This window comes from Rhodoferax sp. MLSD5-FHT05B10 (assembly GCF_058793415.1).
In genome coordinates, this window is sequence record NZ_JBXAFT010000002.1 from 14,821 (window position 1) to 40,212 (window position 25,392).

The 25,392-nt window shown below is 66.6% G+C and carries 23 protein-coding genes; 10 read left to right on the forward strand and 13 right to left on the reverse strand.

Annotated features, from left to right (window positions below; all coding sequences use genetic code 11):
• The first annotated feature begins 102 nt into the window (after nt 1-102).
• Both AC1Q5W_RS02675 and ppk2 read left to right on the forward strand, forming a co-directional pair.
• Nucleotides 103-3,804 (forward strand): DUF748 domain-containing protein, encoded by a 3,702-nt coding sequence (locus tag AC1Q5W_RS02675; protein ID WP_492643988.1) that lies wholly within the window; start codon nt 103-105, stop codon nt 3,802-3,804.
• 50 nt (nt 3,805-3,854) lie between these two features.
• Complete coding sequence (gene ppk2 / locus AC1Q5W_RS02680) at nt 3,855-4,631, forward strand: polyphosphate kinase 2 (protein WP_492643987.1); 777 nt, start codon at nt 3,855-3,857, stop codon at nt 4,629-4,631.
• 43 nt (nt 4,632-4,674) lie between these two features.
• Here the strand turns inward: ppk2 and AC1Q5W_RS02685 are convergent, their stop codons facing one another.
• The 7 genes from AC1Q5W_RS02685 to AC1Q5W_RS02715 form a co-directional block, all read right to left on the reverse strand.
• Nucleotides 4,675-4,878, reverse strand: coding sequence for a hypothetical protein (locus AC1Q5W_RS02685; protein WP_492643986.1), 204 nt, complete (start codon nt 4,876-4,878; stop codon nt 4,675-4,677).
• 13 nt (nt 4,879-4,891) lie between these two features.
• The gene (locus AC1Q5W_RS02690) at nt 4,892-6,565 is read right to left on the reverse strand and encodes a cbb3-type cytochrome c oxidase subunit I (RefSeq protein WP_492643985.1); all 1,674 of its coding nucleotides are present in this window, start codon (nt 6,563-6,565) and stop codon (nt 4,892-4,894) included.
• Nucleotides 6,562-7,362: a cupredoxin domain-containing protein gene (locus tag AC1Q5W_RS02695; RefSeq protein WP_492643984.1), complete on the reverse strand. Its 801-nt coding sequence runs from the start codon at nt 7,360-7,362 to the stop codon at nt 6,562-6,564. Before AC1Q5W_RS02695 ends, AC1Q5W_RS02690 begins: the two co-directional genes overlap by 4 nt.
• A gap of 24 nt (nt 7,363-7,386) precedes the next feature.
• Nucleotides 7,387-7,866, reverse strand: coding sequence for a DUF411 domain-containing protein (locus AC1Q5W_RS02700; RefSeq protein WP_492643983.1), 480 nt, complete (start codon nt 7,864-7,866; stop codon nt 7,387-7,389).
• 88 nt (nt 7,867-7,954) lie between these two features.
• Nucleotides 7,955-8,377: a hypothetical protein gene (locus AC1Q5W_RS02705; protein WP_492643982.1), complete on the reverse strand. Its 423-nt coding sequence runs from the start codon at nt 8,375-8,377 to the stop codon at nt 7,955-7,957.
• Between the two features lie 43 nt (nt 8,378-8,420).
• Nucleotides 8,421-9,440: a pirin family protein gene (locus tag AC1Q5W_RS02710; RefSeq protein ID WP_492643981.1), complete on the reverse strand. Its 1,020-nt coding sequence runs from the start codon at nt 9,438-9,440 to the stop codon at nt 8,421-8,423.
• A gap of 59 nt (nt 9,441-9,499) precedes the next feature.
• On the reverse strand, nt 9,500-10,030 hold the full coding sequence (locus tag AC1Q5W_RS02715; protein ID WP_492643980.1) for a hypothetical protein: 531 nt from the start codon (nt 10,028-10,030) through the stop codon (nt 9,500-9,502).
• Nucleotides 10,031-10,157: 127 nt separating this feature from the next.
• Here AC1Q5W_RS02715 and pal point away from each other — a divergent pair, with 127 nt between their 5' ends.
• From pal to AC1Q5W_RS02730, 3 genes are all read left to right on the forward strand, one after another.
• A complete protein-coding gene (gene pal / locus AC1Q5W_RS02720) occupies nt 10,158-10,688 on the forward strand; it encodes a peptidoglycan-associated lipoprotein Pal (RefSeq protein ID WP_492643979.1) in 531 nt (176 codons plus the stop codon).
• 92 nt (nt 10,689-10,780) lie between these two features.
• Complete coding sequence (locus AC1Q5W_RS02725; RefSeq protein WP_492643978.1) at nt 10,781-11,965, forward strand: exo-alpha-sialidase; 1,185 nt, start codon at nt 10,781-10,783, stop codon at nt 11,963-11,965.
• The gene (locus AC1Q5W_RS02730) at nt 11,962-12,618 is read left to right on the forward strand and encodes a hypothetical protein (protein ID WP_492643977.1); all 657 of its coding nucleotides are present in this window, start codon (nt 11,962-11,964) and stop codon (nt 12,616-12,618) included. The genes AC1Q5W_RS02725 and AC1Q5W_RS02730 overlap by 4 nt, the downstream gene beginning before the upstream one ends.
• A gap of 78 nt (nt 12,619-12,696) precedes the next feature.
• Here AC1Q5W_RS02730 and AC1Q5W_RS02735 read toward each other — a convergent pair whose 3' ends face one another.
• The 4 genes from AC1Q5W_RS02735 to metK are packed head-to-tail and all read right to left on the reverse strand — an operon-like array spanning nt 12,697 to nt 17,445.
• The gene (locus AC1Q5W_RS02735; protein WP_492643976.1) at nt 12,697-14,457 is read right to left on the reverse strand and encodes a phospholipid carrier-dependent glycosyltransferase; all 1,761 of its coding nucleotides are present in this window, start codon (nt 14,455-14,457) and stop codon (nt 12,697-12,699) included.
• A 46-nt stretch (nt 14,458-14,503) separates the two neighbouring features.
• Nucleotides 14,504-14,995, reverse strand: a complete 492-nt coding sequence (locus tag AC1Q5W_RS02740; RefSeq protein ID WP_492643975.1) for a GtrA family protein — start codon at nt 14,993-14,995, stop codon at nt 14,504-14,506.
• Nucleotides 14,992-16,254 (reverse strand): glycosyltransferase family 9 protein, encoded by a 1,263-nt coding sequence (locus tag AC1Q5W_RS02745; protein WP_492643974.1) that lies wholly within the window; start codon nt 16,252-16,254, stop codon nt 14,992-14,994. The genes AC1Q5W_RS02740 and AC1Q5W_RS02745 overlap by 4 nt, the downstream gene beginning before the upstream one ends.
• Nucleotides 16,255-16,260: 6 nt before the next feature.
• The gene (gene metK, locus AC1Q5W_RS02750) at nt 16,261-17,445 is read right to left on the reverse strand and encodes a methionine adenosyltransferase (RefSeq protein WP_492643973.1); all 1,185 of its coding nucleotides are present in this window, start codon (nt 17,443-17,445) and stop codon (nt 16,261-16,263) included.
• Nucleotides 17,446-17,624: 179 nt separating this feature from the next.
• On the opposite strand from metK, the gene AC1Q5W_RS02755 reads away from it, so the two are divergent.
• Both AC1Q5W_RS02755 and AC1Q5W_RS02760 read left to right on the forward strand, forming a co-directional pair.
• A complete protein-coding gene (locus AC1Q5W_RS02755) occupies nt 17,625-18,455 on the forward strand; it encodes a lysophospholipid acyltransferase family protein (protein ID WP_492643972.1) in 831 nt (276 codons plus the stop codon).
• 16 nt (nt 18,456-18,471) lie between these two features.
• A complete protein-coding gene (locus AC1Q5W_RS02760) occupies nt 18,472-19,335 on the forward strand; it encodes a lysophospholipid acyltransferase family protein (protein WP_492643971.1) in 864 nt (287 codons plus the stop codon).
• 33 nt (nt 19,336-19,368) lie between these two features.
• Here AC1Q5W_RS02760 and AC1Q5W_RS02765 read toward each other — a convergent pair whose 3' ends face one another.
• Nucleotides 19,369-20,289, reverse strand: a complete 921-nt coding sequence (locus AC1Q5W_RS02765) for an alpha/beta fold hydrolase (RefSeq protein ID WP_492643970.1) — start codon at nt 20,287-20,289, stop codon at nt 19,369-19,371.
• The gene (gene yihA, locus AC1Q5W_RS02770; RefSeq protein WP_492643969.1) at nt 20,286-21,005 is read right to left on the reverse strand and encodes a ribosome biogenesis GTP-binding protein YihA/YsxC; all 720 of its coding nucleotides are present in this window, start codon (nt 21,003-21,005) and stop codon (nt 20,286-20,288) included. The genes AC1Q5W_RS02765 and yihA overlap by 4 nt, the downstream gene beginning before the upstream one ends.
• A 70-nt stretch (nt 21,006-21,075) precedes the next feature.
• Here yihA and AC1Q5W_RS02775 point away from each other — a divergent pair, with 70 nt between their 5' ends.
• The 3 genes from AC1Q5W_RS02775 (at nt 21,076) to ccsB (ending at nt 25,351) form a co-directional block, all read left to right on the forward strand.
• Entirely contained in the window at nt 21,076-21,738 is a 663-nt protein-coding gene (locus tag AC1Q5W_RS02775; RefSeq protein WP_492643968.1) for a c-type cytochrome, read from the forward strand.
• Between the two features lie 117 nt (nt 21,739-21,855).
• The gene (locus AC1Q5W_RS02780; RefSeq protein ID WP_492643967.1) at nt 21,856-24,006 is read left to right on the forward strand and encodes a cytochrome c biogenesis protein ResB; all 2,151 of its coding nucleotides are present in this window, start codon (nt 21,856-21,858) and stop codon (nt 24,004-24,006) included.
• A 10-nt stretch (nt 24,007-24,016) separates the two neighbouring features.
• Nucleotides 24,017-25,351: a c-type cytochrome biogenesis protein CcsB gene (gene ccsB, locus AC1Q5W_RS02785; RefSeq protein WP_492646125.1), complete on the forward strand. Its 1,335-nt coding sequence runs from the start codon at nt 24,017-24,019 to the stop codon at nt 25,349-25,351.
• Nucleotides 25,352-25,392 lie beyond the last annotated feature (41 nt).

Below are 25,392 nucleotides of genomic sequence, written 5' to 3' on the forward strand. Positions count from 1 at the left end.
TGAATCCCGGTGCCACAGGCCCTGCGGCCCGGGCCTTCCATTGGGCCTGCAACACCGGTACGATAGGATGCACCTCCCGTCGCAACTCACTGTGTCCACACCATGCTGCCCCTGAACCTTTCCACCCTGCAGCGCTCTGCCTGGACGCGCCGTGCCGCCTGGGCCCTGGGCGTCTTGCTGCTGCTCTGGGGCGTGGCCTGGATGAGCGTACCCGGCCTGGTGAAGCGCCAGATCGAGGAGCGGGGCAGCGCCGCGCTGGGGCGCAAGCTCACGGTGGGCGCGGTGGACTTCAAGCCCTGGACGCTGGAGCTGACGGTGAGCGACATCGCCGTGGCCACGGCCGACGGTACGGGGCGCCAGCTGGGCATTGCGCGGGTGTATGCAGATGGCGAGCTGTCGTCGCTGTTTCGCCTGGCACCGGTGCTCGACGCCGTGGTGGTGGAGTCGCCCACGCTCACGCTCACCCGCAGCAGCGCGGGGCACTACGACATCGACGACATCATCGGCCGCCTGAGCGCGCCGTCGCCCCAGCCCGCCTCGGCGCCGCTGAAGTTCGCGCTCTACAACATCGAGCTGCGTGGCGGCTCGGTGGACTTTACCGACGCCCCGGTGGCGCGCCAGCATGCTCTGCGCCAGATGGAGTTGTCGGTGCCGTTCCTGAGCAACCTGGACGCCAAGCGCGACGTCAAGGTCGAGCCCCACCTGGCGTTCACGCTCAACGGCAGCGCCTTTGATTCCGCCGCCGAGGCCACGCCCTTCGCCCAGATCCGCAAGGGCGATGTCCGCTTCAAGATCAGCCGCCTGGACGTGGCGCCCTACCTGGCCTACCTGCCGGCCGATTTGCCGGTGCAGCCCAAGGCGGGCGTGGTGGACGCCGACCTGCGGCTGGACTTTGCACAGACGCCCCAGGTGGCGCTCAGCCTGTCGGGCACGGTCAAGGTTTCCAGCCTGAAACTGGCGAACGGCGCCGGTGCCGACCTGCTGGGGGTGGACGCCATCCAGGCCACGCTGGCCGACGTGCGCCCGCTGGAGCGGCGCGTCAAGCTCAGCGCGCTGGACATCAGCGGCCCCACCGTGTGGGCGGCGCGCAACCGTGCCGGGGTGCTGAACCTGGGCGCAGCCCCGGCCAAGTCCGTTGGGGACGCTCCTAAAAAAGGAGCTGTTGACGCAGATTCCACGGCGCCTGCAGCCCCAAATGGCACTGAAAAACCAGCCGCAGGCTGGCAGCTGGAACTGGCCCGCTTCGCCCTGCACAAGGGCACGGTGAACTGGGCCGACGACAGCGCTCAGCCCGCCGTGCGCATGGCATTGGGTGCGGTGGAGCTGCAGGCCGAGGCGCTGCGCTGGCCGTTTGCGCAGGCACCGGCCAAATTCTCGGGTTCGGTGGCGCTGGCGGGCGCCGACAAGCCCGGGCGGCTGCAGTTCGAAGGCCAGGGAACCGACCAGCAGGGCCAGGTGCACGCCACCGTGACCGACTTCGCCTTGGACAGTGTCAGCCCCCTGGCGGCGCGCTACCTGGAGCCCCGCCCCAGCGGCGCGCTGGAAGCCGAGCTGGGCGCCACCTGGCAGGCCGGTTCCGTGCAGCTGACCGTGCCGCGCCTGGCCGTGCGCGACTTTGCCCTGCGCTCGGGCAAGGGCGGCAAGACCGCGGCCAGCGAGATGCCCCAGTTCAAGGCGCTGGACGTGAGCGACGTCCAGGTGGACCTGGCCACCCAGAGCGTGCGGGTGGGCAAGGTGGGCCTGCGCACGCCCACCGTGACCGTGCAGCGGGGCGAGGACGGGCGCTGGATGTTCGAGTCGTGGCTCAGGCCGCAGTCGGCCGCCCCCAAGGCGGCGCCGTCCAAGCCCTGGAACGTCACGGTCGCCGAGCTGGCCGTGGACGAAGGCGCGCTGGCCTTGAACGACGCCAGCCAGGCCCGGCGCGTGCGTCTGGCCGTGTCGGCCCTGGCGCTACGCATGCAAGCCCTTACGCTCGACGGCAAGAAGCCGGCGCCGCTGACCGTGTCCGCCCGCATCAAGGCCGGCCGCACCGAGCCCGGCACCCTGCGCTACCAGGGCACGGTGGCGTGGAACCCGTTGGCGGTGCAGGGCAGCGTGGACGCACGCGACATTCCGGCGCACGCCGTGGCGCCGTACTTTGCCGACCGGCTGAACCTGGAGCTGCTGCGGGCCGACACCAGCTTCAAGGGCCAGGTGCGCTATGCCGCCGCACCCGCCGGGCCCACGGTGCAGGTGCGCGGGGACGCGGCGCTGGAAGACTTCCGTGCCAACAGCGTGTTCAGCGACAAGGGCGACCTGCGCGTGGCCGAGGAACTGCTGAGCTGGAAGTCGCTCAACGTGCCCGGCATCCGCCTGGCCATGGCCCCGGGTGTGGCCACGCGCCTGGACGTGCGCGAAGCCGCGCTGACCGACTTCTTTGCCCGTGTGGTGGTGCGGGAGAACGGCCGCCTCAACCTGCAGGACCTGGTGAAGGGCGACGCCCCCGCTGAAGCCCCGGCGCCTGGTGCGGCCGCATCGGCCCCTGTGGCCCCGGCGCCCGCCTTGGCGGCTTCCGCTGCTTCCGTGGCTTCTGCGGCATCCGCACCGGCTGCCGGCGGCGCGCCCGCAGCCATCGTCCAGATGGGCCCCATCAGCCTGGTCAACGGCAAAGTGCTGTTTTCCGACCACTTCATCCAGCCCAACTACTCGGCCGACCTGAGTGAACTCACCGGCAAGCTGAGCCAGTTCTCGTCCCAGCCCAAGGACGGCGTGGTGCAGCTGGCCGACCTGGACGTGCGCGGGCGTGCCGAGGGCACGGCGGCGCTGGAGATCACTGGCAAGGTCAATCCGCTGGCGCGCCCGCTGGCGCTGGATATTCGGGGCCGGGTGCGCGACCTGGAACTGCCGCCCCTGTCGCCCTACGCCATCAAGTACGCGGGCTATGGCATCGAGCGCGGCAAGCTCAGTGTGGACGTGCAGTACACCGTGCAGCCCGACGGCCAGCTTACCGCCACCAACAACATCGTGCTCAACCAGCTGACCTTTGGCGACGAGGTGGCGGGCGCGCCGCACAGCCTGCCGGTGAAGCTGGCGGTGGCGCTGCTGGCCGACCGCAATGGCGTGATCGACATCAACCTGCCCATCAGTGGCTCCATCAACGACCCCCAGTTCCGGCTGGGGCCGGTGGTGTTCAAGCTCATCGTCAACCTGATCGTGAAAGCCGTGACGGCGCCGTTCAGCCTGCTGGCCAATGCCTTTGGCGGCGGGGGCGACGAGCTGGGCATGGTGGTGTTCGCGCCGGGCAGCAGCGCCCTGACGGCCGACGCCAAGGCCGGGCTGGACAAGGTGGTCAAGGCGCTGGTCGAGCGGCCCAGCCTGAAGATGACCGTGACCGGCTCCGCCGCACTGGAACTGGAGCGCGACGGTCTCAAGCGCGAGCGCCTCAAGGCCCTGCTGTTGGCCGAGAAGCGCCGCCGCGCTGTGGGCAGTGGCCAGGACGCCGCAGCTGTGGGCGTGGTGACCGAGGCCGAATACCCGGTGCTGCTCAAGGCCGTGTACCGGCGCGCCGACATCACCAAGCCGCGCAACTTCGTGGGCATGGCCAAGGACATCAGCGGCCCCGAGATGGAAGCGCTGCTGCTGTCGAACATGGCGGTCACCGAAGACGCCATGCGCGAACTGGCCTTGCAGCGCGGCGTGGCCGTGAAGGACTACCTGGCCGCCAAGGACATGCCCGCGGACCGCCTGTTCCTGGGCGGGGCCAAGGTCATCACGCCGCCGGCCAACTGGAAGCCGCAGGCCGAGCTCAGCTTGACCCTGCGCTGAGTTGCCGGGCAGCAGCCGCCCGGCGTATGAATGAATAAGGAGTTCGCGCCATGAAACGTGAGAAGCCTTCCGTACCCCGGGACGACTATGAAACACAGCTGCACCTGCTGCAGGTGGAGCTGGTCAAGCTGCAACGGCACTTCATCGGCTGCGGCGACAAGATTCTGGTGCTGTTGGAAGGGCGTGATGCCGCCGGCAAGGACGGCGCCATCAAGCGGATTGTCGAGTTTCTGAGTCCACGCGAAACCCGTGTCGTGGCGCTGGGGAAACCCTCGGACCGGGACAACAGTGCCTGGTACTTCCAGCGCTATGTTGCCCACTTGCCGGCCGCCGAGGAATTTGTGCTCATGAACCGCAGCTGGTACAACCGCGTGGGTGTCGAACACGTGATGGGTTTCTGCACCACGGCACAGTACGAGGAGTTCATGCTGTCGGTGCCCCAGTTTGAGGCCATGCTGGTCAACTCCGGCATCAAGCTGATGAAGTACTACCTCGACGTCAGCAAAGCCGAGCAGGCGAAGCGGCTCGAAGACCGCAAGCGCGATCCGCTCAAGCAGTGGAAGTCCAGCCCGATCGATGCCGTTGCCACCAAGAAATGGAAGGCGTATTCGCAGGCCCGCGACGCGATGCTGCTGCGCACGCATACCGCGGTCGCACCGTGGCACATCGTGCGCGCCGACGACAAGCACCTGGCGCGCCTGAATCTGATCAAGGACATCCTGTCGCGCCTGCACTACGCCGACAAGAAGAAAAAGCTGGTCCAGCCCGACCCGGACATCGTGTTCGAGTTCACGTCCGACTGCATTGCCGCCAAACGGCTGGCATGAGGCGGCTATGCGCATGCGCCCCTGGGTCGGGGGTGCATGCCCATCAGGTGGGGTCGGCTTCGCTGCCGTGTCCGCTGCGTTGGGTTGCCGCCCAGATCAGCAGTGCCAGCAGCAGGAAGATACCGGCGCCGGCGCCCCACACCACGGCAAAGCCGGGCATGGAGAGCATGGGCACCGTGGCGTACAGCACGGCCAGCACCGCCCACACCACGAACACGATTGCCATCAAAACCATATCGTCTTTCATTGCCGGCTCCTCTCTAGTGTCCTGCGCCACTGCCGGCCATGAGCGGCAGCGTGCGCAACAAGACAAATGCCACTTGGGTGAACAGCGCCATGGCGCCCACCAGCACGACCACGCTCAGCGGGCCCATCCAGGCCTGGTGGCGGGCGACCGCGGGGCCGTCCCACTGCACGCTGGGCAACGCGGGCTGCGCCCGCGGTGCGCCGGCGCGGGCCAGCAGGGTGCGCAGCAGGCCGTACAGGTAGACCAGCAGCGCAAGGGCCATGAGCGTGCCGCCCACGCCCACGCCCTTCATCAGCAGCGCCCAGACGGCGGGCGCCCCGCTGTCGTAGGCCACGCTGAGCACGCGCCGGGGCACGCCGTTGTAGCCGGCCGCAATGCCGGCGGCGCCAAACAGGCCCAGGCCCAGCGTCACCAGCCACGGCAGGCGCGCCAGCACGGTGGGACGCCACAGGCGGGCGCCGGTGAGGCCGGGCAGCACGTAGCACAGGGCCGCCAGAAAGGTCAGTGACACCGTGCCCACCGTGAGAAAGTGGAAGTAGCCCGGCACGAAGAAGGTGTCCGAGAGCAGGGGGGCGAGTTTCTCCTGGATCAGCACGAACGAGAACACGCCGCCCAGCGCCAGGTTGATGACTGCCGCGCCCATGGCTGCCATGGCTGGGTTGCCCCAGGGCAACTGGCGCATCCAGCCAAACAGACCCTTGGCACCGCGGTTGCGGGCATGCACTTCCAGCGAGCACACCAGTACTAGGAACACCAGCACCGTGGGCACGCTGATGAACAGCGACAGCAGCGAGCCGATGACGCGCACCGGTGCCGCCAGGTCGGGCTCCAGGAACATGTGGTACAGCGAGGTGGGGGGCACGAACATGAGGTACAGCGAGAAGATGATCTTGGAGAAGCGCGCGCCGAAGATCGACTTCACGCCGGTCACGTTCTCCACCAGCACGTACCACACCAGCACGGTCGACATCAGCGGCAGGTAGTGCATGTTGTGGAACAGCACGTGCCAGCGCGTGGCGTAGTCGGCGGGCATGGTGCCCAGGCCCAGCGCCCACAGCGCTGCCGGGAAAAAGGCGTACAGCGAGGCCAGTGCGCTCACCATCAGCAGCCCGGCCCAGGCCACGGCCGCAAAGCCGATGGCCGACCAGCCTGGCGTGCTGGCCGGGTGGGCGGTGAAACGCGACTTGAGCGCCGTGGCCACGCCGGCCGCGGCAATGCAGAACAGGCCTGCGGCCAGCAGCAGGTAGCCCGCGTAAAACGCGGCCACGCCCGGCTCGCCCGGATGGGCCAGTTCGGGGGGCGCGTCGTACAGGCGCGGCACGCCCACCAGGGTGGCGTAGCCATTCACACCAAAGCCCAGCACCATGGCCAGCAGCCCCAGCCAGGCCAGGCCACGCCACGCCAGGCGCCCTTCGCTGTTGGCGTAGACGGCGCTGATGACCAGCAGCAGTCCGGCCTGCACGAAGTACAGCCAGTAGAAGAACACGTTGACACCGTGCGCCGTCATCAGGCGGTAGCCCTCGAGCTGGTCGGCCTGGATGAAGCCGGCGCGCACGGCGGCGGTGGCCACGCCGGCCAGCACCCCCAGCGCCAGCGCCAGCAGCGCAATGGCAAAGCACAGCCGCAGCAAGGTCTTGTCGCCAGCGGGCAGCGCGGCCAGCCCCTGGGTGAGTCGGTTGGTCGTCATGGTTGTTCTCCCTGGCTGGCGCTGGATACGATGAGGCGGCCCTGCATGCGGTCATGTGCCACACCGCAGTACACGGTGCAGTACAGCAGGTGTTCGCCCGGCTGGGTGAATTGCACTTCCTGCTCGACCAGCGTGCGGGCGCGCAGGCGCACGATGTGGCTGGCCGCGCCGAGTTGCAGCGACGCGCCGTGCGCCACGTCTTCGGCCATCATGCGAAAGCGGTAGCGCACGCCGGTCTGCAGCCGCAGTACGGAAGGCAGGTAACCCCACTGGTGCGCCAGCAGGTACACGTCCACCGGCGGGCTGGCGTGGCTGTCGGTGGCGTGCATCAGCTCGGGTTCGGGGGCGGGTTCGGATGGAGCCATCGCGGCCATGTCGTGGCCGGCGTGCGCGGACACCGGCGCCGGGGCGCCGTGCCCGGCGTGTGCGCTGGGGGGCGTTGGCGGCGTGGCGGCCATGTTCATGTCCATGTCTGCGTGCGCAGCGTGGGGGTCCGGGGCGCTCATGTCCATTGCCGCGGGCGCCGTGGGGCGCACACTGCCGTCGGGCAGCACGTTGGCGGCGATGAAGGCTTCCGTCAGGCGGCGGAACTCGGCGGGTGACATGCCGCTGCCGCCATCGCCGTGTTCACTGTGGCCGCCACCGGCAGAGGGCTTGGCGGTCGGGCCGCCCAGCAGGCTCAGTGGTGCGGCCCCGTTGGCGGCCCATACGCCGTACAGGGCCAGCACGCCAAATCCGGCGCCGAAAATGAAGCCCCGGCGCGTGGTGAAGGAGGGCTTGGGAGGGGTGTGGTTCATGCGTGTTCTCCGGGCAGCGGTGGCCTAGCCCCGCGGGTAGCTTTGGTAGACGCGGGTGCCGCCGCCGCGCTGGATGAGCAGCACGGAATAGACGTCCTTGCGGCCGCCATACACGGCGCCATCCATGCCGGGCGAACCGATGGGCATGCCGGGCACAGCCAGGCCGATGGCGTTGGGCCGCTCCATGAGCAGCCGGTGGATGTCGTGGGCCGGCACATGCCCTTCCAGGGCGTAGCCGCCCACCTGGGCGGTGTGGCAGGAGCCCAGCGCGTTCGGTACACCCAGGCGGGCCCGGGCGGCGGTGTTGCCGCTGTTGTGGACCTGCACGGTGAATCCGTTGGCGCGCATATGGCTCACCCAGTCTTCGCAGCAGCCGCAGTTGGGGTCTTTCCAGACCTCGACGTTGGGCTGGGGTCGGCTGCGGGTCTGGGCCTGCAGGCGGGTGGCCAGCGTGGCGGTGCCGGCCAGCGCCAGGAAGTGGCGCACAAAAAATCGTCTTTGCATGGTGGTTTTTTTCCTGTGAACGGGGACATGCACGCCGGCGCACGCGGGCCATGGCCAGCACGCTGCGGACGCACCTCGGGCGACGGAATCAGGAAATGGGGGGTTTGAAGCCGCGCGCAGGCTCTGCGCTGGCAAAGGCGGCATCCGCGTAACGGGGCACGCTGTGGAGCGTCAACGGCAGGGGCGGCACACCGGGCTGCAGGGCCACGGGGGTGGCCGAGCAGGTCTGGCAGGCGGTGCAACTACTGTGCTGTGTGTGCCCGGTGGCCCCATGGGGGTTGGGTGTCGGGTCGCTGGCGCTGCCGTCCTGGGCGTGCTCCTGGCATCCGGCATGGGCGGTCATCGCATTTTTGGCATGTTCATGGCTTTCAGAGCCCGTAAACATTGCGTGAATAGCTATGGTTTTTGTAGCATTCGGCGCATGTCCCAGCATGTTCACGGCCATGGCGTCCGTCGCCCAACCGCGCAGGGGCAGCAAAGCGATCAGGAGAATGGCAAACAGCACACGCATGGTTGAATGATACGGGACGGCCCGAAAAGTTCCAACCGGCCGGCTACCGTTCTTCCCGCCGTCCGTCGGCATGCAGCGCAAAGCGGCCCTGGTCGCGCGGGTGAACCGGGTCGGGTTGCGACCAGGGCCAGCCGCCGAATCCGGTGCGGCGGTAGTCGGCAAACGCCTGCTGGATTTCGGCCTGGGTGTTCATGACAAACGGGCCATATTGGGCCACCGGTTCGCCCAGGGGCCTGCCTTGCAGCACCAGCAGTTCGGCGGTATCGGCGCCGTTGACCAGCTCGACGTCCTGGCCCGCGTGCACTTCAATGGCGGACGCGGGCGGCACGGCCTGTCCGCCGATGGACAGCGCGGACCCCTGGAAAAAATACAGCTGGCGGCGCGTGCCGGCGCCCGCGGCGGCGGGCAGGGTCCAGCGGGCGCCGGGCGCCATCCGGATGGTGTAGATGGCCAGGTCGGCTTCCGGTGCCGAGGCCCAGGAATCGGGCGGGGGCGGCAGGCCCCGTTGACCGGCCAGAGCACCGGCCACGCACACCACCTCGGTGGTTTTCCCTTGCGCGTCCTGGAACTGCAGGCGGGGAATCGCCTCGCGCCACAGCATGGTGAAGTGCGGCTCCACCATCTTGTGGCGGGCTGGCAGGTTGAGCCAGATCTGGAACAGCTCCAGCGGGTTGGGTTGCTCGGGGTGGACCAGGGGAAACATCTCGCAATGCACCACGCCCTTGCCGGCGGTGAGCCATTGCACGTCGCCGCCACCGAAACGGGCGGTGGCGCCCAGCGAGTCGGAGTGGTCAATCAGCCCTTGGCGCACGATGGTGACCGTCTCGAAGCCCCGGTGCGGATGCGCCGGAAAGCCCGGCACGGTGGTGCCGTGGTACATGCTCCAGCCGTCCTTGCGGCCGAAGTCCTGCCCCAGGTCGCGCCCGGCCAGCGAGGCATCCGGCCCCTGGCGCGCATTGCCACGCGGATAGGCGTCGTCGTGGTGTACGCAGAACAGGAACGGGTCGAGGGTCTGCCAGGGGAAGCCCAGGGGCTGGACCTGTATCACGGGGTGGTTTGGCATGGGGACTCCATCGGGGACATGGGAGTTGCCATTGTCCGGGGATTGACCCGGGCGTGCGCTCAGAGCTCGGAATCGTCCTTCAGGGTGCGGGGTTTGTTGACCAGGCGCACCGCGCAGCGCGTGGCCGTGTCCTGCACGATGGCCAGCAGGTCGGTGTCATCGGCCACCCACAGGGCCGTGTCGCCGGTTTCGGCGGTCAGGGTGTCGCTGCCCCGGACCACCGACGCGCCGTACCGGGCCTGGACTTCGCGGGTGACGTCCTCAAACACGGCGCGGGCGTCGCAGGGTTGGGCGGACGACACCCAGGTCTGCTCGATGCGCTGCAACTGGTGGTTGCGAAAGTAAAACACGGTGTCAAATGGGTGCTGGGCCACGGTGGTGCGCGGCAGGGTCCACAGCCCGCGCGAACCGCCCGGGCCCGGCAGCGGCCGGTGCAGGCGCTGGAGCTCCGGCAGGGTCGACAGCAGCTGCGGTTCGCTCATGCCAAAGGCGGTGGCCGCCAGCAAGGGCTCGCCGCTGGCGGGCGGGGCCATGCCCAGCAGGACCACGCCCGGCACCAGGGACAGCAGAAAACGGAAGGGGAAGCGCATCGGCGCCCATTATCTGGCCGGTTCGCGGAACTTTGTGCAAAACATTTGCACAAATTCAGGCTGAATATAATTCAGCCCATCCCTTAACCCCTAGACCGGTCCGGACCTGGACCACGGAGAACACACCATGCGTTTCGTTAAAACCGCCATTTTTGTATCGGGCGTTGCTGCCTTGCTGGCTGCTTGCAGCAGCACGCCGGTGGCAACTTCGGATGCGGGGCAAACCGCTCCGGCGGCCCCGGCGGTGGCGGCTGCACCGGCTGCCAGCACCCAGGCCGTGACCATGGTCACCCCGCCGTACCTGGATGCCAACAGCGCGTTGTCCACCAAACGCAGCGTTTACTTCGATTTTGACGATTTTTCTGTCAAGAAGGAGTTTGAATCGGTGCTGGAACTGCACGGCAAGTTCCTGGCCCGCAACCCGGGCGTGGCGGTGAAGATTGAAGGCAATTCCGACGAACGGGGTGGTGCCGAGTACAACCTGGCGCTGGGCCAGAAGCGGGCTGAAGCCGTGGTGCGGGCACTGAAGGTGTACGGCGTCAAGGACAGCCAGCTGGAAGCCACCAGCTGGGGTGAAGAGAAGCCCAAGGCTGCCGGCCACAACGAAGCCGCCTGGTCGCAAAACCGCCGCGCCGACGTGGTCTACCCCAAGCAGTAAACGCGGGCCCGACGGCAGAATCTTGCCGCCAGCCGGCGGCGTAGGGGGCACCTGCCACTAAGATAGCCACGTTGGCGTGTTGCGGGTGCTTCTTGTTGTCGTCTTTTTTCTTTTTCCGGTCGGTTTTTGGGCGCCTGCTGGCTGCCGTGCTGGGCGCGGTGGTGCTGCTGGCGCTGGATGCCGGGCAGCGGGCCCCGGTCCCGGCGGCAGCGGCCGTCTGGAGCGGCGCGCCCTTGCCGGCCAACCCGGTGCTGCACGTGGTGGCACGTGGGCCCATTCCCATGCCCCCCGATGCGGCGGCGGCGCACGCCAGTTCGTTGCTGCCCATGCCACCCGGCCACGCGGCCGCGCTCACGGTGTTCTGGTTTTCGGGTGAACGCGAGAGCGGGCCCCAGGTGCAGATTGCGGCCTCGCAGTTCGACCGCGCCACGCAGCGGTGGTTGCCCCCCCGCGCGGTGGTGAACCGGCAGGTGATGGGGGCGCAGCTGGGCCAAGGCTTGCGCCGACTGGGTAACCCCGTTGCCTGGATGGACGGTGATGGAAAGATCAACCTGTTTGTGGTGGCCACCGGCTGGGGCGGCTGGGCCGCGTCGCGCATCCTGCAGGTTCGTCAGACCAGCAGCAGCAATGCGCTGGCCGATCTGACGTTCGCCCCGGTGCGCGTACTGCCCCTTTCGTGGTTCTGGAACACCAGCTTTCTGGTGCGCAACGCGCCGCTGCCGCTGGCCGACGGCGGCATGGTCTTGCCCCTGCATTTTGAGCTGGGCATCAAATACCCCAGCGCCGCGCGGTTTGACGCCCACGGGGCCTTCAAGGGCATGGTGCGCCTGTCGCAACGGCCTTACCTGCTGCAACCCACGCTGCTGATGCAGTCGCCCCAGGAGTGGCTGGCCCTGATGCGCGACGAACGCCCCAGCGGCAAGATCGGGGTGGCGCGTACCACCGATGGCGGCCGGCACTGGAGTGACCTGCCCGATCTGGCGCTGGACAACCCGGACTCTGCGGTGGCGGGCCTGGGCGTGGCGCCGGGCCGGATGCTGCTGGCGCACAACTCGTCGCCGGGGTCGCGTGCCACGCTGGACCTGAGCTACTCTCAGGATGGCCGCAACTGGACCGTGCTGAACACCCTGGAGCGTGGGAAACCGGAGGATGAGTTTTCCTATCCGGCCCTGACCTGGGCCGATGGCAGCTTGTGGCTCAGCTATACCGTGGACCGCGAACGCATTGCCTGGCAGCGTTTTGCGGTCGGCCCGGCGCCGGCGGGAGGCAAACCATGAGCGCGCTGGCCTGGGATTGGTTGGCGCCTCTGCTGGCCACCGACGCCCCGGTGCTGCCGCAGGCTGGGTTGGTGGAGGTGAACCTGAGCCTGGGGTGGAGCGTGGTATTGGCGTGGCTGGGAGCATGGGGTGTGGCGCGCTGGACGTCGCGCCCAGGCGTGCAGGCCGGCGTGGCACTGCTCCTGGCCCTGTGGGCGTGGCTGCCGGGGGCTTTCACCCCCGACTACTGGCTGGGGTTGGCGTTTCAGGCGCCCAGCCTGGTGACGACCTTGCTGTCTGCCGGACTGCTGTGGGACCGACTGGCGCGCACGCCCGCGCACAGGCCGCAACCCGCGCAGCGCAGTGCCCTGGCCCTGACGGTGCTGGGCGTGGGCGCCGGCTGGGCTTTGCTGGCTGACACCTTCGCCCGGCTCCCCGTGCCACTGTATGCCTGGGGCTTCAGCCCGCTGGTCACGGCACTGGTGCTACTGGCGGCGGCCTTGCCGTGGGTGCTGTGGCGGGACGGGCGGCGGCCCTGGCTGGTGCCCCTGGCGGTGCTGGTGTTTGCGGTTCTGCGCCTGCCCAGCGGCAATGTGTGGGATGCGGTGCTGGACCCCTGGCTGTGGCTGGTGCTGCACGGGTACCTGCTGCGGGCGATCTGGCGGCGCACCTGAACTGAGAATTCGATCCTAATCACGCGATGGCCCTTGTGGGTATTGCGTGATCAGCTATCAAAAACAGAGCATATCCGCTTAGGGGCTTGTCTTTTCCACCAGCCACTCGCGCCTAAACAACCACTGCTGCGGATACCACAGGTTGTCCAGCGTGACTTCGCCGCTCTTGTGGCGGCTCTTGATGTGCCAGCGCTCGCCCACCACCGTGCAGTGCGGCACACACGAGGGTTGGGGCTGGTCCAGGCTGTCTTGCAGCCACACCACGGCATCGAACTGGGCGAGCAGGAAGTCCAGCCGTTCGGCGGGCGGCAGATCGGGCTGGAGGGCGCCGGTGTTGCGTCCTTCGGCGTCGTAGGGCGTGATGCGTGCGCCCGGCAGAACAAAGTGGAAACGCTCGTACTGGCCGGTGAAGCCGTTGGGCACGGCCACGCGCCGGCCCTGCATGCGGGCTTGCACGGCGGGGCTGTAGTCGGCTGTGGGTGTGCTCAAGGGCGCCACCATGAGGCCGAAGGTGGCATACACGGCCAGGCAGGCCAGCAGGGTGGCGTTGCGGGTCCAGGCCGGGTTCAGCAGGCCCGCCAGTGCGGCTCCTGTGCCCACGCCGGCGGCCAGCAGGGTGGCGACGAGCATGCCGGTGGAGCCGACGTCCATGCCGGCAATGACCCAGGCAATGCGCCCCAGCACGGTGAATGCCGGCAGCGTGATCAGCAGGGTGATCCAGAACCAGGGGCGGGCGATGCGTTCCCATGCCAGCGCCATGACAATGGCCAGTGCCGGCATGGCCGGGATGACATAGCGCGCCGAGCGCTGGCTGGGAATGGTGAAGATGATGAGCCACACCGCCAGCCACGCCAGCAGAATCCACTGCCAGGGCGCCAGCCGCGCATAGGTCTGCCGCTGGAAGGCGCTGCGCAAGCCCACCCAACCCAGGCCCAGCACGGTAAACAGCAGCAGGCCGGCGTTTTCCGGATAGGCCAGCAATTGCGTCCACATGGGGTAGGCCCCAGACAGCGCGGCCTGCCAGTAACCCTGCGTACCCGACATCTTGCCGGCGTTCTCGGCCACCACGAACTCCTGCCAGACCGAGGCCGGGTCCGGGTCGAACACAAACCACAGGGCGAAGATGGCCACGCCGATCACGGTGCTCCAGCCAATGCCCAGCGTGGTCCGCACGACGACCGACCCGCGCAGGCGCGACTCACTCAGCAGGGTGGCGCACCACAGGGCGGCCGCCGCCGGCGCCACCAGGGCGAAGGATTTGTAGGCGGCGCCCAACCCCATGGCCACGCCCAGCAGCGTGTAGGTGACGAAGCCGGGGGCTGGCGCCGGGCGGGCGTAGAGGCCGGTCGTGCGCAGGCGCAGCCACAGCAGCCAGAACAGGGGCAGGGTCAGCCAGAAGGTTTCGGGGGCCGAGGTCAGGTACACCCGCCCGTAGCGGAAGGTCGAAAAATACAGCAGGTACAGCGCGGCGGCCAGGCAGGCGGTGCGCAGCCGGCCGCTGATGCGCAGCGTGGCCAGCGCCAGCAGGGCGGTGGTGAGAAAGGTGTAGACGATGCTGGGCAGGCGCAGCGTCAGCAGGGACCAGTGCTGGCCCCAGTCGCCCGCGACCATGGCCTGCCAGAACAGCAGTGGGGGCTTGGTGTTGCGCGTGGCAATGATCTCGGACTGCAGGGGCAGCCAGTGGCCAGACTCGGCGGTCATGCGGGCGATGTGGATGTAGACCATCTCGTCGCCATTGGTGGGCGCGTAGACGCTGCCCAGGCCGTACAGGTACAGACCCGCCACCAGGGCCAGCAGTGCCAACCAGGGCCAGGGCAGGGGCGAGCGGTTGGAGATCATGGCGGCAGAGTTTAAGGGGTGACGCGCGCGGTGGGGCGTGGGAGCCTCATTTTCCGTGGCGCTTGAAGGTCCAGCGGTCGTTGGCCAGGAAGTTGCTCACGCTGGCGGCGATGATGGCGATGATGTTGGCCAGGCGGTAGTCCATGCTGCCCGACAGCAACAGCGTCAGCACGTATTGCAGGGCACTGCCGAAGGCCGACGCCGTGATGTACTGGCCGAACTCCATGCCCAGCACGCGCAGGCTGACGGGCTGGGCCTCGCCGGCCTCCAGCGTGCGCACGCGGTCGGACCAGGTCCACAGCCGGTTCCAGGTGAAGTTGTTCAGCGTGGCCAGGGCGATGGCCAGCGCCAGCGAGAGGTAGGGCTTGTTGTACGAAGCCTCGATGGCGTTGAAGAGGTATTCGTGGCCTAGGTGCAGCACTACCAGGTTGACCACGGTGCCGCTGGCGCCGACGATGCCGAATTTTATGTAGCGGTAGCGCTCGATCCAGTCCAGCGCCCACAGCACGGCGCGCTGCAATCCCGAATGGCCGCTCATGCCGCAGCGCCTGTGCTGCCCGCCGTGGCAGGGGCGCTGCCGTCGCGCAAAAAGGCCAGGGCCTGCTCCAGCACCGGGTCGGGCGCAATGCGCTTGAGGCACTGGTTGTCGCCATCGCAGAAGGTCAGGCGGTGGTTGTAGGCCGACAGGCAGGGCGAGCAGGCAATGCCGCTTTCCAGAATGATGGTGCGCTGGCCCAGCGGGCCGTACAGCCTGCCGGTTTCGGGGCCGAAGAACACCATGGTCTGGATGGGGGTGACGGTGGCGAAATGGCTGGGGCCGCCGTCGTTGGTGATGAGCAGGCGGCTGGCGTGCATCAGCATCAGCAGTTCGCGGATGCTCTTGGTGTAACCGGTGAGGTCGAGGCAGGCATCGCTGCCGACCTGCGCCTTGAGATCGCGCGCCAGTACGGCGTCGTCCTTCAGGCCGATCAGGCCCACGGCATGGCCGGCCGCGCACAGGCCCTGCACCACGCGGGCGTAATGGGCGGCGGGCCAGGCGCGCTCGGGCAGGATGCCACCGCCGGCATAGACCAATACCAGCTTGCGCGTGCACGTCACGGGATGGTCGGCTTCGACCTTGCTGCGGTAGGCAGCCAGTTCTTCGGGCGTGAAGACTACGGACAGCTCCGGCTCGGCGGGTACGTCGCGGATGGGCGCTGCCTTGTTGCGCGGCATGGGGTCGCTCGCCTGCAGCGCATCCACCAGCGACAGGAACTGCTTGCTGATGTGCTGGTACGGGTTGTAGGGAATGGCGTGGTTAATGAAGCTGCCGCGGTACAGGCCTTCCTGCGTGTGCGGCGTAAAGCCCACACGCACCGGTGCGCCGGTGGAAAACGACAACAGGGCGCTGACGCGCGAGAACAGTTCGCAGTCGATGACGGCGTCCAGCCCCATGCGGCGCATCTTCAGGCTGACCGCCAGGATGTCGCGCACCAGTGAGCCGCCCGAGCTGTCGTCCAAGCTGTGCATGTACTCGGGCGCTGTCAGTTGCAGCAGCTTGGTGACTTCCTGGTTCTTCTTGAGTTGCAGGATGTGGATGGCTGCCCCCGGGTACTGGCGACGCAACTGGGCAAACATCGGGCCGGCCAGCACGATGCTGCCCATCTCGGAGAGCAGGATGACCAGGATGTTCCTGGGAGCCGGCCCAATGCGGGCCGGTGCCGTGAACAGGCCGGTGACGCGCACCCACGCAGACACCACGCTGCACAGAGCCTGGCCCACCCAGCGGTCAATGAAGCGTTGTGTCTGCAGTTTCATGGGCGCTTATTTCAGACCGGCGGCGTCGCGCAGGAAGCGGGCCTTGTCGGTGCGCTCCCAGGCGAATTCGGGCTCTTCGCGGCCGAAGTGACCGTAGGCGGCCGTCTTTTCGTAGATCGGGCGCAGCAGGTCCAGCATCTGGATGATGCCCTTGGGGCGCAGGTCGAAGTACTCGGTGACCAGGGCGGCGATCTGATCGTCGGGGATCACGCCCGTGCCTTCGGTGTAGACCGTCACGTTCATGGGGCGGGCCACGCCAATGGCATAGGCAACCTGGATCTGGCACTGCTTGGCCAGGCCCGCGGCCACGATGTTCTTGGCCACATAGCGGGCCGCGTAGGCCGCCGAGCGGTCCACCTTGCTGGGGTCCTTGCCGGAGAATGCGCCACCACCGTGGGGGCAGGCGCCGCCGTAGGTGTCCACAATGATCTTGCGACCGGTCAGGCCGCAGTCGCCCTGCGGGCCGCCGATGACAAAACGGCCGGTGGGGTTGACTAGGTACTTGGTGTCCTTGAGCCATTCCTTGGGCAGCACCGGTTTGATGATCTCTTCGATGACGGCCTCGGTGAACGAGGCCTTCATCGTGGTCTGGGTTTCCGACTGGTCGGGGCTGTGCTGGGTGGAGAGCACCACGGTGTCGATGCTGTGGGGCTTGCCGTCCACATAGCGCATGGTGACCTGGCTCTTGGCATCCGGGCGCAGGAAGGGCAGGCGGCCGTCCTTGCGCAGCTGGGCCTGGCGCTCCATCAGGCGGTGGGCGTAGTAGATGGGCGCGGGCATCAGCTCGGGCGTTTCGTCGCAGGCGTAGCCGAACATCAGGCCCTGGTCACCGGCACCGGTGTTGAGGTGGTCGTCGGACGCGTGGTCCACGCCCTGGGCGATGTCGTTGGACTGCTTGTCGTAGGCCACCAGCACGGCGCAACCCTTGTAGTCGATGCCGTACTCGGTGTTGTCGTAGCCGATGCGCTTGATGGTGTCGCGCGCCACCTGGATGTAGTCCACGTGCGCGTTGGTGGTGATCTCGCCGGCCAGCACGACCAGACCGGTGTTGGTCAGGGTCTCGGCGGCCACACGGCTGCGTGGGTCCTGCTTGAAGATCGCGTCCAGGATGGCATCGGAAATCTGGTCGGCGACCTTGTCGGGGTGGCCTTCAGAGACCGACTCGGATGTAAAGAGAAAATCGTTCGCCATGGGTAATAACTCCAAAAAAACATCAAGTCGCGTTGCTTGGGCTTTGGAGCTTCGGCGAACGCTTTAGCAGATTTGTCGGTAGTGACAAGGCACAATGGCATCCCGTTGAAGAATGCCCCTGTGGGCGTCGCCCTGCAAGTAGTTCCGTAACTCAGCGACGCGCCGATTTTAGCCCAGACATGACCTCATTATTCAAAACATTGTCCTTCCTGCCCTTGTGGATGTTGCACGGGCTGGGGTGGGGGCTGGGCTGGCTGGCTTTCCTGGGGTCGCCGACCTACCGCAGGCGTTTCGTGGCCAACGCCCGGCAGGCCGGCCTGGCGCGTGCCGGCTGGGTGCCGGCCGTCGGGGCCGCCGGTCGACTGGTCAGCGAGTTGCCGCGGCTGTGGATGGGCAGGCCGGTGGCCGTGCATTGGGACGGAGCGCAGCACGTGGAGGCTGCGCTGGCGGCCGGGAAAGGCGTGGTGTTCCTGACGCCGCACATGGGGTGTTTCGAGGTGACGGCACAGGCTTATGCCGCCCGGTACGGGCAACAAGGGCAGCCCATGACGGTGTTGTTTCGCCCGCCGCGTCAGCCGTGGCTGGCACCGCTGGTGACCTCGTCGCGCGCGCGCCCGGGTTTGCTCACGGCGCCCACCACGCTGGCGGGCGTCAAGCAGATGATCAAAGCGCTCAAGCAGGGGCAGTGCGTGGGCCTGCTGCCCGACCAGGTTCCGCCCCTGGGGCAGGGCGTGTGGGCGTCATTCTTTGGCAAGGACGCGTACACCATGACCTTGTCGGTGCGGCTGGCAGCGCAAACCGGTGCCACGGTCCTGCTGGCTTGGGGCGAGCGTCTGCCCTGGGGGCGCGGCTATGTCGTGCATGTGCTTCCCCTGGCCGAACCGTTGTCGGCCGATCTGCCGGCGGCAGCAAGGCAGATCAATGCCGCCATGGAGCAACTGATACGCCAATCGCCCGGCCAGTATCTTTGGGGCTATGCCCGCTACAAGACGCCACGTGATGGCGCATAAGGGAAAGAGTGGCGGCATGACCCGTATCGTTTTGGTGTTGATGCAGTGGGCAGCGCGGTTGCCGCTGCCCTGGGTACGTGCGCTGGGCTGGGTGCTGGGCTGGGTGCTCTATGGAGTGCTGGGTTCTCGCCGCCGGGTGGTGTGGATCAACCTGGGGTTGTGTTTTCCGCACTGGAGCGAGGCGCAGCGGCGTGCCTGCGTGCGCCAGGTGTTCGTGCTGTTTGCGCAGAGCTGGCTGGACCGCGGCTGGCTGTGGCACGCCCCGCCGGACGTGGTTCGGGCGCGTCTATCTTTGGGTGGGGCCGTGCAGGAACTGGAGGGCGATGCGCCCACCGTATTGTTTGCGCCGCATTTCGTGGGGCTGGACGCTGCCTGGACGGCGTTGACCCAACAGGTGCCGCGCCGGTTTGCCACCATCTACTCAGCCCAGGCCAACGCGGTGTCGGACGCCTGGATCCTGGCTGGACGCCAGCGTTTTGGCGATCCCGAGATGGTGGCCCGCCTGGCTGGTGTCAAGCCCATTGTGGCGGCGGTGCGCACGGGCGAGCCGCTGTACCTGCTGCCGGACATGAACTTCGACCCCGGGGAGTCGTTGTTTGTGCCTTTTTATGGTGTGCCGGCCTGCACGGTTCCGTCCCTGTCCCGTTTCGCCAAGCTGGGGCGTGCCAAGGTGGTGCCGGTGGTGACCCGGCTCACGCCGCAGGGCTATGACGTGCAGGTGTTGCCCGCCTGGACGGACTTTCCCACAGCGGATGTTGAGGCCGATACCGCCCACATGAACCAGGAACTGCAAAGCTATATCGATCCCATGCCCGCGCAGTACTACTGGGTGCACAAGCGGTTCAAGGACCGCCCCCACGGAGAAGCGCCGCCGTATTGAGCGGCGGCCGGCTGCAGGTGCGAACGCTGGCCTTCAGTGGGGTGCGACCTGCAGTAAGTCCTGCAAAAAGCGGGTCACCAGATCGGGGCGTTCGTGGATGATCCAGTGCGTGGCGTCCGGGACCCGGTGCAGTGTCAGGTTGGGCACAAAGGCGTCGAGCCCCTGAATCAACTCCGGTGGCAGTGCCGTGTCATTGAGCCCCCAGACCACCAGGGTGGGCAGGGAGACCGTCAACATGCTGAGAGGCAAATCAACGGCCGCGGCCGCCGGGTCCTGGGGGCGGGGTGGCCGCAACGGTGACGAGCGGTAGTAGTTGCAGCCGCCGCGCAGGCCCCGGTCCCACACGCTGCGGTACTGGGCCTTTACGGCTTCAGTCAGCCAGGATGGGGGCGGGCTGCCTGCCGTCGGGTTGGCCAGAAACCCCCATAAGCGTTGGTAGTCGTTCTCGGCCAGCAGGGTCTCTGCGTCCTCGCGGATTAGGAAGTTCATGTAGGCGCTGGCTTGCTGCTGCGCCGGGTTGTTCTTGAGTTCCCGCAGGAAGGTTCCGGGATGGGGGGAATTGATGATGGCCAGCTTGCGGGCGAGATGGGGGTGCTGGTTGGCAAAATTCCAGGCCACGGCGCCACCCCAGTCGTGTGCCACCAGGCAGGCCAGAGGTGCGGCGCCCCGGGTTTCAATGGCTACCAGCGCGGCAATATCCTGCACCAGATGCTTGGGACGGTAGGCCGCCACCTCCTGCGGTGCACTGGATTGTTCAAACCCCCGCAAGTTGGGCGCCACGCAGCGGTAGCCGCCGTTCTGCGGCTGTGCGAAGTGCTCCAGCAGGGCGTCCCAGACAAAGGCCCCTTCGGGGAAGCCGTGCAAAAACAGCAGTACCGGCCGCCCCGGTTCGCCGGCGGCGCGGCAGCTCAGCGTGATGCCGTGCGGCAGCGGTTGCTGGTAAGTTTCAATCATGTTGCTGCGTCAGGCGCGGGGGTGGTGGTCTGGGGGTGCGTCCATTTCCACAGCAGCTTGGCCACGTCATCCACCCCTTTGCGTTTGGTGGCGGAGAACAGCATGACCTCGCCGCCGCCGGCCTGCAGCTTGGTGATCGACAGCACTTTGGCGGCTTCGCTGCGTGTCAGTTTGTCGGCCTTGGTCAGCACGATCAGGAACTTCAGCCCCTCCTGGACCCGTGGACGGATGACATCCAGCAGGATTTCGTCCAGCTCGGTCAGCCCATGGCGCGGGTCACACAGGAGAACGATGCCCGTCAGGTTCTTGCGGGTGACCAGGTAGTTGGCCATGACCTGCTGCCAGCGGATCTTGTCGTGTTTGGGGACGGCGGCGTAACCGTAACCGGGCAGGTCGGTCAGGATGGCATCGGTGATGCCTTGCTTGCCCAGGCTGAACAGGTTGATGTGTTGGGTGCGGCCGGGTTTTTTCGAGGCATAGGCCAGTTGCTTCTGCTGCGTCAGCGTGTTGATGCAGGTGGACTTGCCGGCATTGGAACGCCCGACAAAGGCAATTTCGGGGACTTCCAGCGGCGGCAAAAAATGCAATTCCGGCGCGGTTGTCAGGAATTTGGCCGTGTGCAGCCAGCCCAAGGCGATGGTGGCTTGTGTCTTTTCGTCGAGGGCTGGCGCGGTGGCCGCCCCTGAGGAAGGGGGTGGGTTTGAGGTGGTGGTCATTAATTTAGGCAGTAAACCCGAAGCGCCATTGTAGAATGGCGCTGTTTTGCTCACCAGACACAACAGCACCATGAAGTTGATTGCCCCTTTGCTTATCGCCGCCGCCGTGGCTGCAGCCCCCTTTTCCGTCTTCGCACAAGAAGCCAAGCCCGAACCCGCCGCACATGCCGGGGCAGCCGCTGCCAAGGTGGTGAAGCCCGATCTGGCCAAAGGCGAGGCGATGTTCGGCGCCGTCTGCGCGGCTTGCCATGGCGCGGACGGAAACTCCGGTACCCCCGCCTACCCCAAGCTGGCACAGCAGCACCCGGAATACCTGGTCAAGCAGTTGCAGGAGTTCAAGTCGGACAAGCGTGCCAACGCGATCATGAAGGGCTTTGCCTCCATGCTGTCCGATGAAGACATGAAGAACGTGGCTTTCTGGGTGGCAACCAAGACCGCCAAGCCGGGCTTTGCCAGCGACAAGACCCTGGTTACCCTGGGTGAGCGCATTTACCGCGGCGGCATTGCCGATCGCCAGATTGCCGCCTGTGCGGGCTGCCACAGCCCCAATGGCGCCGGCATTCCTGCGCAGTATCCCCGTTTGAGCGGCCAGCATGCGGACTACGCGGTGGCGCAGTTGACGGCGTTCCGTGATGGTGTGCGCAAGAACAGCGCGCAGATGACTGCCGTGGCGGCCAAGATGAATGACCGCGAAATCAAGGCGGTGGCGGACTACATCGCCGGACTGCGTTAAGACTTGGCCTGAAAGTTTGGTTCTTTGCGGAACCAAACAGCAACAGTGCACCCTAACCGGGGCGGACGCATCACGCGATGGTCTGCCCTTTTTTTTTGAGCTCCCTGCCACTTATCCATGACAGTCTCCACCCAAGGTATTGAACTGAAGACCGGATCGCGCGCCTGGCGCGCGTTCGTGGAGCTGCTGTCTTCCATGCGGTTTGCCATTTCCCTGTTGACGGTTATCTGCATCGCCTCCGTCATCGGCACGGTACTCAAGCAGCATGAGCCGTTCAGCAACTACGTCAACCAGTTTGGCCCGTTCTGGGCCGAGGTGTTCGCAGCGGTCAGCCTGTACAGCGTCTACAGCGCCTGGTGGTTCTTGCTCATTCTCGGGTTCCTGGTGGTCAGCACGTCGCTGTGCATTGCGCGCAACACGCCCAAGATCCTGGCGGATCTGCGGTCCTACAAGGAAAACATCCGGGTGCAAAGCCTGCAGGCGTTTGGGCACCGGGCGCATGCGTCGCTGGAGGACGCGCCGGAATCCGCGGCGCACCGGATCGGGCAACTCCTGGTGGGCGGCGGCTGGAAAGTCCGGCTCCAGCAGCGCGAGACGCCGGACGGCGCGGGCTGGATGGTGGCCGCCAAGGCCGGGTCGGCCAACAAGATTGGCTACATTGCCGCGCACAGTGCCATTGTGCTGGTGTGCCTGGGGGGGCTGCTCGATGGCGACCTGGTGGTCCGTGCCCAGATGCTCTTGACGGGCAAGACCCCCTACAAGGGGGGGGGCATGATTGCCGATGTGGCGCCCGAGCATGTGCTGAGTGCACGCAACCCGACCTTCCGGGGCAATCTGGTGGTGGCCGAGGGAACACAGTCCGGCACGGCCGTCCTGAGCCAGTCCGACGGTGTGGTGCTGCAGCCCCTGCCTTTTGCAGTGGAGCTGAAGAAATTTGTCGTCGAGTACTACTCCACCGGCATGCCCAAGCTGTTTGCCAGCGACATCGTGATCCACGACCGGGAGACCGGTGAAAAAATCCCGGCCCGGGTGGAGGTGAACCATCCGGCGAGCTACCGGGGCATCGAGATCTACCAGTCGAGTTTCGATGACGGTGGCTCCACGGTGCACATGCGGGCGGTTCCCATGAATGCGCCGGCCAAGCCGTTTGATCTGCAGGGGATCATTGGTGGCACTTCCCAGCTGACCCGTGGCAACACCCCCGGGGCGGAACAATTGACGGTGGAGTACACCGGCTTGCGCGTCATCAACGTCGAGAATTTCGGCGACGGCGGAGATGCTGCGGTAGATGTGCGCAAAGTGGACCTGCGTGACGCCATCAATGCGCGCATGGGGGCCGCCAACAAGACGGTCAGCAAGAAGGAATTGCACAACGTGGGTCCCAGCGTGAGCTACAAGCTGCGCGATGCGGCCGGCCAGGCGCGGGAGTTCAACAACTACATGCTGCCGGTGGACATGGGCGATGGGGTACCGGTGTTCCTGCTGGGCACCCGCGACAGTCCCGCGCAGCCTTTCCGCTATCTGCGGATTCCTGCCGATGCGCAGGGCACCATGGACGAGTTCATGCGCCTGCGCATGGCCTTGCTCGATCCTCGCATGCGCGATCTGGCGGTGCGGCGTTATGCCAGCAAGGCGGTGGACGCCAAGCGACCGGAACTGGTCCAGCAGCTGAGTGTGTCGGCCGCGCGCGCCTTGTCGCTGTTTGCCGGAACCGAGACGCGGAGTGCCGCTGCCGCTCCTGCCGCGGGCTTGCAGGCCGTTGCCGATTTCATTGAAGCCAACGTGCCGGAGGCAGAGCGCAACAAGGCAGGAGAAGTGCTGATCCGTATCCTGAACGGCGCCCTCTTTGAACTGGCGCAACTCGCGCGTGAAGAGGCTGGCCTCAAGCCGCTGGTGCCCGATGCCACCAACCAGGCCTTCATGACCCAGGCGGTGCTGGCGCTGAGCGATGCTCCCCTGTACCCGGCGCCGGTGACTCTGCAGCTGACGGACTTTACCCAGGTGCAGGCCAGTGTTTTCCAGGTGGCCCGTGCGCCGGGCAAGAACGTGGTGTACCTTGGGTGCGCCTTGCTGATTCTGGGGGTATTTGCCATGCTTTACATCCGCGAGCGGCGGTTGTGGATATGGTTGGCCCCCGTGGCATCCACGGAAACCGCTGCGGCGGGTTCGCAGGCCACCATGGCCCTGTCGACCAACCGCAAGACGATGGATGGAGAGCGCGAGTTTGCACAGCTCAAATCCCGCTTGTTGGGCTTGAAGGAGGAATGACATGAATACGATGGTGAACAAGGGGCCGGCAACGCCCCGCAACATCACGCTGAATGAAGGCTACTTTGCCAAGCGCAACTGGCTGGACTGGCTGTTTGCCGCCGCGGCCGTGGCCGGCGGGCTGTACGCGTTCATGCTGTACGGCAGTGCCATGGATGTGTACGACAAGGGCATTCTGATGGCCGCCGTGCCCAGTGCCATTGCGCTGGGCTGGTTCTGGCGGCCCTTGCGGATCCTGATGCTGGCGGTGGCCGGCCTGTCGATCCTGGGGGTGGTGGCCTACCAGGGCAGCCTGGACCGGGCCGAGACGGTGTTCTGGCTCAAGTACTTCCTTTCCAGCCAGTCGGCCATCCTCTGGATGAGCATGTTGTTCTTTGCCAGCACGGCGTTTTACTGGGTGGGGGTGTTTGCGAAGGGCCGCGCCGAGGGCCTGGAGCTGGTGGCATCCCGCCTGCTGTGGGTTGCCGTGACCATGGCCCTGGTGGGGACCATGGTGCGCTGGTACGAGAGTTATCTGCTGGGGGCCGATATCGGCCACATTCCGGTCAGCAACCTGTACGAGGTCTTTGTGCTGTTCTGCTGGCTGACGGCGACGTTCTACCTGTACTTCGAAGCGCAGTACCAGACGCGGTCGCTGGGCGCCTTCGTCATGCTGGTGGTGAGTGCCGCGGTAGGGTTCCTGCTGTGGTACACCCTGGTGCGCGGGGCCCATGAGATCCAGCCACTGGTGCCGGCGCTGAAGAGCTGGTGGATGAAGCTGCATGTGCCGGCCAATTTCATCGGCTACGGAACGTTTGCCCTGTCAGCCATGGTGGCGTTTGCCTACCTCATCAAACAGCAGGCCGGCGAGACGCGCTGGTACAAGCTGGCGCCGCTGTGGCTGTTGGGTGTGGTGCTGTGTTTTGAGCCGGTGGTCTTTCGCAAGTCCGCCGTGCTGGGCATGAGCGACTACTGGGCGGTCTATTTCGGCATCTCGGCCCTGATCGTGGCCAGCATTGTGTTTGGCCGTCGCCGTCTGGCGGAACGGTTGCCGTCCTTCGAGGTGCTCGATGACGTGATGTACAAGTCCATTGCCGTCGGCTTTGCCTTTTTCACCATCGCCACGGTGCTGGGGGCGCTGTGGGCTGCCGAGGCCTGGGGCGGCTATTGGAGCTGGGACCCCAAGGAGACCTGGGCCCTGATTGTCTGGCTCAACTACGCAGCCTGGCTGCACATGCGCCTGATGAAGGGTTTGCGGGGAACCGTGGCCGCCTGGTGGGCTTTGAGCGGCCTGGCTGTCACGACCTTTGCGTTCATTGGCGTCAATATGTTCCTGAGCGGGTTGCACAGCTACGGAACTTTGTAAGCCCGGCGGTTCTCAGACGGTTCACCGCGACACGAGGACAT